Origin of the sequence: Actinoplanes rectilineatus, assembly GCF_000962825.1 — a bacterium.
GTDB lineage: Bacteria > Actinomycetota > Actinomycetes > Mycobacteriales > Micromonosporaceae > Actinoplanes > Actinoplanes rectilineatus.
The window spans coordinates 135105-145680 of sequence record NZ_JZKF01000017.1; the positions used below are offsets into that span (position 1 = coordinate 135105).

Sequence of the window (10576 nt, forward strand, 5' to 3'; positions counted from 1 at the left end):
CTACCGCAAATCAGGCGCTGCAGTGCTTCACGGCCCGCCCGACACCGGCCGGCGCCCGCTCACGCGGATGACAGCGCCCGACCCCGGACTTCTCACCACACATGCCCACGACACCTCAGCCGACAACGCGTCCACTCTCCCGAAGTCGATCACCTGGCCCCGCGCTACTGCTGCCTCACCGACGTTGAAGCAGCAGTAGCGCGGGGCCAGGTGATCGACTTCGCAGGGGCCCACCGCCGGCACACACGCCTCCGACCCCGGCCACGGCAAGCGCCCGGCACCGGCTACAGCCACCCCCGACGACCAGATGACCCGGACCAGAGTGACGCCGAAGGTCGAACGGCAAGATCAGCAACCGATCGCCACCACCACACCTGCCACCTGCTGACCGGGCCAGCTAGACACGTTTCGCGGTCAAGGTCTGCGTGGTGATTTCGGGCGCGCTGGACGCCCGAAATCACCACACCCGTGGCGGTGTGGTGATTACGGCCGTGCTGGGCACCCGAAGTCATCACACCCGTGGCGGGGCGTGGTGATTACGGCCGCGCTGCGCACCCCAACTCACCACACCTGTGGCGGGTGTGGTGATTACGGCCGCGCTGCGCACCCCAACTCACCACACCCCAACTCACCACACCCGTGGCGGAGCCGACGGCCCTCGATCCGCAGCTGAAGATCAAAGGCGGCACGCGCCGGGTGCCAATGGCGATGCCGTCATCCGGTCGGTTGGCTCCGGACGAAGTCGAGTGGCACATGGGCAGACTTCGTGGGCGAAGGACGCTGCTGGAGGGAACCGGACGCGGTGCGAAAGATAGCCCCGACAGTGAAAGGGAGTGACCGTGGTGGGGCCACGAGCGACCGCCGAAACGACTGAAGAGTCCCGGAAATGACGAAGCCCTCAACCGCGAATTCGCAGAAGAGGGCTTGTCTACCTGGTTCGGTAAAAGTGGCCAGGGGCGGGGTCGAACCGCCGACCTTCCGATTTTCAGTCGGACGCTCGTACCAACTGAGCTACCTGGCCGCGACGTGCATTGCGGTCCTGACGGGACTTGAACCCGCGACCTCCGCCTTGACAGGGCGGCGAGCACTCCAACTGCTCCACAGGACCTTGCTATGTAACTGTCATTCCGTGCCGGTCTGTCAGTGACTTGCGATCACTAACTTACCAGTACCCCCAACGGGATTCGAACCCGTGCTACCGCCTTGAAAGGGCGGCGTCCTAGGCCACTAGACGATGAGGGCAACTCCGCCATCATTGCACACCACGCTGGATGCGTGATCGGCAACGTTTGGTGGCCTTGACCTCAGCCGCTTCGACCTCAGCCGCTTGGCCCCAACCGCGCCCCGTTGAGGCCTGCAAAGCATATGTGATCCACCGACCGCCCGCCAAATCGGTATCCCCGATTCCGTTCGCAACGCTGTGACCAGGTCAAACGTCTACGGTTCCGGCGATGGCCGCCAGGTTCACCGCGTCGGTGAGGCTGCCGAGCGGGGTCACACCGACCGGCAGCGCGTCCATCGGCCAGCCCGGTCCGGCCGCCGCGACGACCAGTGGCGGGTGCGGCAGCCGCATCAGGTGCTGGAGCTGGCCGACGTCGCCGGTCCCGCGCAGCTGCGACCAGAGCACGACGACCGCCGGCCCGGTCCGGGCCACCGCATCCTCCAGTGCCCGGACCGGCATCCGCGCACCCAGCATCCGGGCCGGCACCCCCTTCTCGGCCAGCGCCGCGTCCAGGGCCTCCAGCGGCAGCGTGTGCTGTTCCTCGTCGGCGGCGGACAGGAGGATCCGCGGCGTTCCGGAGGGCCGCGGCACCGCGCCGAGGACCTCGGTGACCGTCCGGGACAGCAGGTGTTCGACCTCGATGAAGCGGCGGGTCGCCTCGTACCGTTCGCCGACACCGATCAGCACCGGCATGATCACCTGCTCCCACGCCGGCACCACGCCACGCCCGGCGATCGCGGCTTCCAGGACGGAGCGCATCGACGGCACGTCCAGCCGCATCGCGGACCGTCCGAGCCCCCGTGCTGCGGGGTCGGCGTGCGGCCCGAGGGCGATGGTCTGCCCACCGCCCGAGCGGGAGGAACCCGGGGCGGCAACGGGGACGGCAACGGGGGCGGCAACGGGGACGGGAGCCGGTTCCGGGGTACGCCGAGCCCACGCCGCAGCCTCGGCCGGTGCCACCCCTTGAGCCGTCAGTCGTTGCATCACCTCCAGCCGGACGAGGTCCTCGACCGTGTAACGCCGATGATGTCCCGGCTCGTGCCGGCTGGGTCCGAGCCCGTAACGCTGATGCCAGGTGCGCAGGGTGGTGACCGCGACGCCCAGACGTCGCGCGGCGGCACCGGGGCTCAGCCCCTCATCGCCCACCCGACCGCTCCGAACGAGAGGAGTCCGGAAGCGGGTGAACCGCGAAATCGGAGGAGTAGACCGAGACGACCCCTTCGAGCCAGGGCGCGTACGACAACGGATCCGCCGAGATACGCCCCGGCAGGTCCTCGGGCGCGACCCACAGCAGCCGTGCCACCTCGCCGGGGTCGGGCCGGAACTCCATCCCGTCCGGCACGTCGGCCACGAGCACGTGGTCGTACTCCCGCTCCACCCGCCCGGTCACCGGGTCCTCGGCGAAGTACGAGTGGACGCCGACCTCCGAGAGGGTGGAGGAGAGAGCGGAGGCGGTGACGCCCAGTTCCTCGCCGATCCGCACCTCGGCCGCCGCGGCCACCGACTGTCCGGGCGCCGGATGCCCGCAGCACGTGTTGCCCCAGCGCAGCGGGAACCGGGTCTTCGCCGCCGACCGCTGCTGCAGCAGCACCCGGCCGGACGGGTCCCGCAGGAACACCGAGAACGCCCGGTGCAGCGTGCCCGGTGCCTCGTGTGCCCGGAGCACGGTCGTCGACCCGATGGCGGTGCCGTCCGGGTCGACGAGTTCGACCAGGAGGTTCTCCCGGTGGGTCACGAGGCGCTCCCGGTGACCCGGGCGGCGGCCAGTTTCCCGGAGATCAGCACCATCGGCACGCCGACTCCCGGTTGCGTCCCGGAGCCGGTGAAGACCACGTTGGGTAGCGTCGGGTGCAGGTTGGCCGGGCGGAACGGCCCGGTCTGCGCGAAGGTGTGTGCGGCGGCGAACGGGGTGCCGGCGGCCATGCCCTCGTCGGCCCAGTCGGCCGGCGTCACGATCCGCCGCACCTCCACCCCGTCCCGGAAGCCGATGTATCCGCGCTGTTCCAGCACGCCCAGGATCTCGTCGGCGTAGCGCTCGCCGAGTCCGCCACGCCAGTCGAACGGTGCCTTGTCCAGGTTGGGGGCGGGCGCGAGCACGTAGTAGCTCTGCCGGCCGTCGGGCGCCGCGGACGGGTCGGTGTGGGTCGGGTTGGTGACCAGCAGGGACGGGTCGCTCATCAGCAGACCCTTGTTGATCACCTCGTCGAAGGTGCCCTTCCACGACGTACCGAAATGGATGTTGTGGTGTGCGGTCTTGCTGAACGAAGCCCGTGACCCGATGTGCAGGACCACACATGACGGGGAGTAGCGGAGCCGGCGTGACGAAGCCCGCGGCGGGAGCAGGTCGCGGTAGGCGATCGGCAGATCCGGATTGAGTACGACCACGTCGGCCGGAATGTGGTCGCCGCCCGCGGTGAGCACTCCGGTGGCTTTGCCGTGTGCCGTGGTGACCTTCTCGACGGTCGTGTCGTACCGGAAGGTGACCCCGTGTTTCTCGGCGGCGCCGGCCAGCGCCCGCGGCACCGCGTGCATCCCGCCCTTGGGGTAGTACACCCCGGCGACCGAGTCGAGGTACGCGATCACCGCGTAGATGGCGAGCGCGTCGTGCGGGGCGAGTCCCGCGTACATCGCCTGGAACGAGAAGATCCGCCGGGTCCGCGGGTCCTTGAAGAACTGATCGATCTTGGGCTGGAGTCGCCGGAACCCACCCATTCCCAGCAGCTTCAGCAGGTTGAGGTTGAGCAGGTCGATCGGGGAGTCCAGGTTCCGGTCGATGAAGTTGTCCCGTTCCAGCTGCCACAGCCGCCGGGTGTAGTCCACGAACCGCAGGTAGCCGTCGGCCTCGCGCGCCCCGCAGACCCGGGCGATCTCGGCTGCCATCCGGGTCGTGTCGGTACGCACGTCAAGCGTCGACCCGTCCGGGTAGAACGCCCGGTACGCCGGGTCGAGCGGGGTCAGCTCCAGCCAGTCCGAGAGCTTCTCGCCGACCGCCGCCAGGGGTTCCTCGATCAGTTCCGGCATGGTCAGCACGGTGGGCCCGGTGTCGAACTCGTATCCACCGAGGGCCAGCCGCCCGGCCCGGCCGCCCGGCACCGGTTCCCGTTCGACGACGGTGACCTGGCGCCCGGCCGCGGCCAGGTGCAGGGCGCACGCCAATCCGCCCAAGCCGGCGCCGACCACCACGACGCGTTCGGTGGGCCCGTTCACAACTCGCACGTCACGACTCCAGACAGAGGGGGAAGAACAGGGATCATGCCGGTCGGTGCGTGGCGGCGACGGCCAGCTCGAGCAGTGCGGCCCGCGCGTCGGGCTGCATGGGCGCCGCCCGGATCGCCGCGACACCCTCCTCGACCCGCTCCTGGATCATCTCCTCGACGCGGTCCCGTGCGCCGGTCGCGGTGATGATCTGCGCCTGCCGGGAGGGGCCGGCACCCCGGTCGAGTTCGTCGCGCTGCGCGTCGGTGGCCATCCGCCGGGCCAGCATCCGCAGGGTGGTCGGTTTCTCGCTGCGCAGGTCGTCGTCGGCGGGTTTGCCGGTGACCGCCGGGTCGCCGTACACACCGAGCAGGTCGTCGCGCAGCTGGAAGGCCTCGCCGACCGCGATGCCGTAGATCTGGAACGCCTCGTCCAGGCGCGGGTCGCCGCCGGCCAGCGCCAGGCCGAAGCCGAGCGGCCATTGCACGGTGTAGCTGGCGGTCTTGTGCCGGGCGACGAGCAGTGCGCGTTCCACCGACCACGAGCCGGGGTCGGTCTCGCCGAGCACGTCGAGGTACTGCCCGGCGACGGCTTCGATGCGCATCCGGTCATACCGGGTGCGGGCCTCCATCAGCACGTGCGGTGTCAGCGGGGTACGCGCCAGCAGTTGATCCGCCCACACCAGGCAGAGGTCGCCGGCCAGTATCGCCGCGGACGTCCCGAACCTGGTGCCGTTGCGGGCGGCGAAGAGCCGGTGCGCGGTGGGCCGTCCCCGGCGGGTGGCCGAATCGTCCATCACGTCGTCGTGGACCAGCGCGAACGTGTGCATGAGTTCGAGAGCGCCGAGAGCGGGTAGTACAGGTTCGACCGGTTCGGCTGGGCCGGTGATCCCACGCCACCCCCAGTACGCGAAGGTCGGCCGGAGTCGCTTGCCGCCGGCCATCACCAGGTCACGGGCAGTCCGGGCGAAGCCGCCCAGCTCGGGGTCGACGGCGTCCAGGGCGGCGATCTGCGAGGCGAGGAAATCGGCGAGCGTGCCCTCGACGGCGCCGATCAGCGCTCGATGCGAGACCGGCTGGCGGGGGATCGCTTCGACGCGATTTCCCTCGAGGGTGTGATTGGCCACGCTGGGTACCGTACCCTAACTCGTTGAAGTTGCGTCGATTCGTGCGTCGATTTAACCGGGAGGCCCGGGATGGAAACCGATTTGGCGGCGGCCTATGAACGCTGCCGCGAGCTGCACCGAGAGCACGGGCGGACGTACTACCTGGCCACCCGGTTGCTACCGGCGTGGAAGCGGCGGCACGTGCATGCCCTGTACGGTTTCACCCGATATGCGGACGAAATCGTGGACCGCACCGAGTCCCGGCCCCCCGCCGAGCGGGCCGCCCTGCTGACCGCCTGGTCCGACCGGTTCCTCGCCGGACTGCGCGGCGAGGACGTCGACGACGAGCTGCTGCCCGCCGTCCTGCACACCATCGCAGTGTTCGACCTGGACCTCGAGGACTTCGAGAAGTTCCTGCGCAGCATGGCCATGGACATCACCGTCACCGGCTACCGCACCTACGACGACCTGCTCGACTACATGGACGGCTCGGCCGCCGTCATCGGCACCATGATGTTGCCGATCCTGGGCTCCTCCGACCCGGTCGCCGCCCGCGAACCCGCCCGCCAGCTGGGCTTCGCGTTCCAGCTCACCAACTTCATCCGGGACGTCGCCGAGGACCTGCGACGCGACCGGATCTACCTGCCCGAGGAGCATCTCGCCGCGCACGGCGTCACCCGCGAGGACCTGGAACGCGGCGTCACCACCCCGCCGATCCGCAACCTGATCAAGGCCGAGGTGGCGCTGGCCCGCGAGCACTACGCGGCCGCCGCCCCCGGCATCCCGCTGCTGGAACCCGCCTCCCAGGCCTGCATGCGGACCGCCTTCCAGCTCTACGGCGGCATCCTCGACGAGATCGAGGCGGCCGGCCACGACGTCTTCACCCGACGCGCCACCGTGCCCAACCACCGCCGGGCCGCGGTCGCCGTCCGCAGCCTGCTGACCCGCCCGGGCACCCCGATCCAGTTGGCGGCCTGATGCGGACCGCGGTCGTCCTGTTCACCCGCGATCTGCGGGTGCACGACAACCCGGCCCTCGCCGCGGCGTGCGCGAACGCCGACCGGGTGATCCCGCTCTACGTGCTCGACCCGACGCTCGGCTCGCTCTCCCCGAACCGCACCCGGTTCCTCCACCAGAGCCTCGCCGACCTGCGCGAACAGCTGCGTGAACGCGGCGGCGACCTGGTCCTGCGCACCGGCGACCCGGTCGCCGAGACGATCAAGGTGGCCCGGGAGCACGACGCCGCGTGGGTCGGCCTCGCCGCGGACGTCAGCCGTTACGCCCGCCGCCGGGAACTCCGCCTCGCCGAGGAGTGCGAACGGCACCGCCTCGCCCTCGAACTGTTCCCCGGCGTGACGATCGTCGAACCGGGCGCGGTCCGGCCCGGCAGCGGCGGGGCGGCGTACAAGGTGTTCTCGCCCTACCACCGGTCCTGGTCACAGGCGACATGGCGGACCGAGGCAGCAGTACCGGCCGCCGTCACTCTGCCCGGCGGGATCAGCGTCGGACGTCTGCCGGCCGTCCCGGACGGCGAATCACCCCATGCCGCCGAAGGAGGCGAGACCGTCGCTCGGCGGCGGCTGAGCACATGGTTGCGCCATCTCGACGGGTACGCGGAAGCGCACGACGACATGCCGGGTGATGCGACCAGCAGGCTCAGCCCGTACCTCCGCTGGGGTTGCCTGTCGCCCCTGGCCGTCGCCGAGGCGGCCAGGTCCCGCAACGCCGACGCCTTCGTCCGTCAGCTCTGCTGGCGCGACTTCTATTACCAGGTCGTCGCGATCTTCCCGAAGATCTCCACCGAACCGATCCAGGCCGCCCGGGACACCGGCTGGCGCACCGACGAGGACGCCCTGCGGCACTGGCAGGACGGACTCACCGGGGTCCCGGTCGTCGACGCCGGGATGCGCCAGCTGCGCACCGAGGGCTGGATGCACAACCGGGCCCGCCTGATCACCGCGGCGTTCCTCACCAAGCACCTGGGCATCGACTGGCGCCTCGGCGAACGGTGGTTCTTCCGCTGGCTGCTCGACGGCGACGTCCCGAACAACTCCGGCAACTGGCAGTGGGTGGCCGGGACCGGCAACGACACCCGTCCCTACCGACGCTTCAACCCGATCCGTCAAGCGCAACGGTTCGACCCCGAAGGCGTGTACGTTCGTCGCTACGTACCCGAACTCAAGGGAATCGACGGCGCCGCCGTGCACCAGCCGTGGCGCCTGCCCACTTCGATACGCCGTGACCTCGACTACCCCGCGCCACTCGAGTCGCATCGCGACGAAGCCGTGTGGCTGCGGCCGTAGATTCCGCTTTCGAGCGGAAGGGAGCGGGGCCCGCCGGCGTTGCGTCCGTCAAAACGTCAACCGGTGGGCTCCGCTGCCGTTCTTTCTTTGCTTAGCTGTGCCCCATGGGTGAATCGGTCGAAGCAGTTCAGCAAGTGGACGTCGTGGTCGTCGGTCTCGGAGTCGGCGGCGAGGAGGTCGGCGGCCGGCTCGCCGCGGCCGGCCTGAGCGTGGTCGGCGTCGAACACAACCTGGTCGGCGGCGAATGCCCCTACTGGGGATGCATCCCCACCAAGATCATGGTCCGTGCCGGGTCGGCCCTCGCCGAGGCTCGCCGCATCCCGCAGCTCGCCGGCACCTCGACCGTCACACCGGACTGGGCACCGGTCGCCAAACGCATCCGCGACGAGGCCACCGACGACTGGAACGACAAGGTCGCCGTCGACCGGTTCACCGGCAAGGGCGGGACCTTCGTGCGAGGCCGGGCCACGATCGTCGGTCCCGGCCGCGTCAAGGTCGGTGAGCAGGTGTACGCGGCCGGCCGCGGTCTCGTCATCGCGACCGGCACCGCCGCCGTCATCCCGCCGATCGACGGTCTCGCCGGCACCCCGTACTGGACCAACCGGGAAGCCGTCGAGGTCACCACCCTCCCCGCATCGCTGCTGATCCTCGGCGGCGGCGCGATCGGCTGCGAGTTCGCCCAGGCCTTCGCCCGTTTCGGCGTCCAGGTCACGATCATCGAGGGCTCGCCGCGGGTGCTCGCCGCCGAGGAACCCGAATCGTCGGCGGTGGCGGCCGAGGTGCTCGCCGCCGACGGCGTCACCGTCCGGCTCGGGGTGCACGCCGAACGCGTCGACCACGACGGCGGCTTCACCGTCACCCTCACCGACGGCAGCACCGTCACCGGCGAACGACTGCTGATCGCGACCGGTCGCAGCGCACGCCTCACCGACCTCGGACTCGAGACCGTGGGGCTCGACCCGCAGGCCCGGTTCCTCGGCACCGACGACCGGATGCGCGCCGCCGACGGGATCTGGGCGGTCGGCGACGTGACCGGCCACGGTGCCTTCACCCACATGGCGATGTACGAGGCCGACATCGCGGTCCGCGACATTCTCGGACAGGGCGGGCCGGGCGCCGACTACCGGGCACTGCCCCGCGTCACGTTCCTCGACCCGGAGATCGGTGCGGTGGGACTGACCGAGAAGCAGGCCCGCGACGCCGGCCTCGACGTGCGGGTGGGACATGTGCCGCTCTCGTACACCTCCCGGGGTTTCATCCACGGACCCGGCAACGAGGGCTTCATCAAGGTGATCGCGGACGCCGGGCGGGGAGTCCTGGTCGGCGCCAGCACCGCGGGGCCGTCCGGTGGCGAGATGATCGGCGCGCTGGCGGTGGCGGTGCACGCCGAGGTGCCGCTGAGCACGCTTGCCAGTCAGATCTGGGCCTACCCGACCTTCCACCGCGGGATCGGCGATGCCCTGAAGGCACTCGCCTAGACGTTTCGGTCGCCGTCTCCCGGGCACCCGTCTGACATGTTGCGCCAGGCGATCACCAGACTCGAACAGGCTGACGCCCTCGACGGCGCCGGCGACAGAATCCAGTCCGTGGTCACGGCGGCGGTCCGGCCACGCCGACTGCGCGACCTCCTGCATGGCAGCCCGTGGGGGCACCCGCTGCACCCGGTCCTGGTCCAGGTTCCCGTCGGGGCGTTCCTCTCCGCGGCGATCCTCGACCTGGTGCCGGGTGGGCGCCGGTCCGCCACCACGCTGATCGCGGTCGGCACCGCCGGAGTCGTGCCGGCCGCGATCGCCGGCTGGGTCGACTGGTCCGAGACGACCCGGGACCGGCGCCGGGTCGGCCTGGTGCACGCGGCGACCAACGCGGTCGCCACCGGTCTCTACGTGAGCTCGCTGATCGCACGGCTCACCGGCCATGCCGGTCGGGGCCGGGCACTGGCTTACGCCGGACTTTCGGTTGCGGGAGCGGGCGCCTATCTCGGAGGCCATCTCTCGTACGCGCAAGGCGCCGGCATCAGCCACGCGGCGCCGGAGGTAGCCCTCGTCCCGGAGTCGTGGACCGTGGTCTCCTCGCTGGCCTCGCTACCGGACGGGAAGACCGCGGTCCGGAAGGCGGGTGGTGTCCCGGTCCTGCTTCACCGGCGCGGCGATCAGGTCACCGCGCTGATCGAGCGCTGCTCCCACGAGGCCGGTCCGCTCGGTGAGGGCGAGATCGAGGGGACCGGCGCGGACGCCTGCGTGGTGTGCCCGTGGCACGGAAGCACGTTCAGGCTGGCCGACGGGGCGGTAGTGCACGGGCCGGCCGGGAATGCGCAACCCGTTCTGCCGGTACGGGTTCGCGACGGAGCCGTCGAGGTGCGCCGACCCTGATTCTGGCTTTTCCCGGCGTTGAGCAGGGGTTATGCGCAACACTGGTACCCGATTTGGAGCAGCGGGAGACCTGCGGGTAATGTTTTGCGAGCCAGCAGGGAAACGGGCGAGGCAAAACGAAGAATTCCACTTCAGTGGAGGGCTTCGGACCGGCCGTCCTGCTAAAACTTCTGATCTTGAGACCAGGGCATAGCCATGGGCTCTGATCGGTGGGGCGAACTAGGTTAGATCGGCAGCAACCGGGAGAAACCGGTTGACAACGCCAAGAAGACCTAGTAAAGTTGAGCGAGTGCCCCGGGCAACGGGCCGCGGAAGCGGGTCGTGAGATGGTGTGCGGTTGTTCTTTGAGAACTCAACAGGGTGCTTGATAAGCCAGTGCCAA

At 70.1% G+C, this 10576-nt stretch carries 8 protein-coding genes and 3 tRNA genes; 4 read left to right on the top strand and 7 right to left on the bottom strand.

What is annotated here, in order from left to right:
* Positions 1-947 precede the first annotated feature (947 nt).
* The 7 genes from WH85_RS15870 to WH85_RS15900 form a co-directional block, all read right to left on the bottom strand.
* Positions 948-1021: transfer RNA gene (locus tag WH85_RS15870), tRNA-Phe, on the bottom strand.
* 13 nt (positions 1022-1034) lie between these two features.
* Positions 1035-1108 (bottom strand) — tRNA-Asp (locus tag WH85_RS15875).
* 61 nt (positions 1109-1169) lie between these two features.
* Positions 1170-1242 (bottom strand) — tRNA-Glu (locus WH85_RS15880).
* A gap of 187 nt (positions 1243-1429) precedes the next feature.
* Positions 1430-2368 carry a MerR family transcriptional regulator gene (locus WH85_RS15885; protein WP_045742616.1) on the bottom strand — a complete coding sequence of 313 codons (939 nt, stop codon included), beginning with the start codon at positions 2366-2368 and terminating at the stop codon, positions 1430-1432.
* Complete coding sequence (gene idi / locus WH85_RS15890; protein WP_045742617.1) at positions 2358-2957, bottom strand: isopentenyl-diphosphate Delta-isomerase; 600 nt, start codon at positions 2955-2957, stop codon at positions 2358-2360. The genes WH85_RS15885 and idi overlap by 11 nt, the downstream gene beginning before the upstream one ends.
* Positions 2954-4438 (bottom strand): phytoene desaturase family protein, encoded by a 1485-nt coding sequence (gene crtI / locus WH85_RS15895; protein ID WP_045742618.1) that lies wholly within the window; start codon positions 4436-4438, stop codon positions 2954-2956. Before crtI ends, idi begins: the two co-directional genes overlap by 4 nt.
* A 34-nt stretch (positions 4439-4472) precedes the next feature.
* A complete protein-coding gene (locus WH85_RS15900; protein ID WP_045742619.1) occupies positions 4473-5543 on the bottom strand; it encodes a polyprenyl synthetase family protein in 1071 nt (356 codons plus the stop codon).
* 69 nt (positions 5544-5612) lie between these two features.
* Here WH85_RS15900 and WH85_RS15905 point away from each other — a divergent pair, with 69 nt between their 5' ends.
* The 4 genes from WH85_RS15905 to WH85_RS15920 all read left to right on the top strand — a co-directional run bounded on the left by WH85_RS15905 (position 5613) and on the right by WH85_RS15920 (position 10194).
* Positions 5613-6500: a phytoene/squalene synthase family protein gene (locus tag WH85_RS15905; protein WP_045742620.1), complete on the top strand. Its 888-nt coding sequence runs from the start codon at positions 5613-5615 to the stop codon at positions 6498-6500.
* Entirely contained in the window at positions 6500-7825 is a 1326-nt protein-coding gene (locus WH85_RS15910; protein ID WP_045742621.1) for a cryptochrome/photolyase family protein, read from the top strand. The genes WH85_RS15905 and WH85_RS15910 overlap by 1 nt, the downstream gene beginning before the upstream one ends.
* 104 nt (positions 7826-7929) lie before the next feature.
* On the top strand, positions 7930-9303 hold the full coding sequence (locus WH85_RS15915) for a dihydrolipoyl dehydrogenase family protein (protein WP_045742622.1): 1374 nt from the start codon (positions 7930-7932) through the stop codon (positions 9301-9303).
* A 36-nt stretch (positions 9304-9339) separates the two neighbouring features.
* Positions 9340-10194 carry a Rieske (2Fe-2S) protein gene (locus WH85_RS15920; protein ID WP_211275368.1) on the top strand — a complete coding sequence of 285 codons (855 nt, stop codon included), beginning with the start codon at positions 9340-9342 and terminating at the stop codon, positions 10192-10194.
* The last annotated feature ends 382 nt before the right edge of the window (positions 10195-10576 follow it).

What these genes read in the sequence shown, in the direction of transcription:
- WH85_RS15905 (WP_045742620.1), top strand. Translation starts at nt 5,613, where the DNA reads ATGGAAACCGATTTGGCGGCGGCCTATGAACGCTGCCGCGAGCTGCAC.
- WH85_RS15915 (WP_045742622.1), top strand. Translation starts at nt 7,930, where the DNA reads ATGGGTGAATCGGTCGAAGCAGTTCAGCAAGTGGACGTCGTGGTCGTC.
- WH85_RS15920 (WP_211275368.1), top strand. Translation starts at nt 9,340, where the DNA reads ATGTTGCGCCAGGCGATCACCAGACTCGAACAGGCTGACGCCCTCGAC.
- WH85_RS15910 (WP_045742621.1), top strand. Translation starts at nt 6,500, where the DNA reads ATGCGGACCGCGGTCGTCCTGTTCACCCGCGATCTGCGGGTGCACGAC.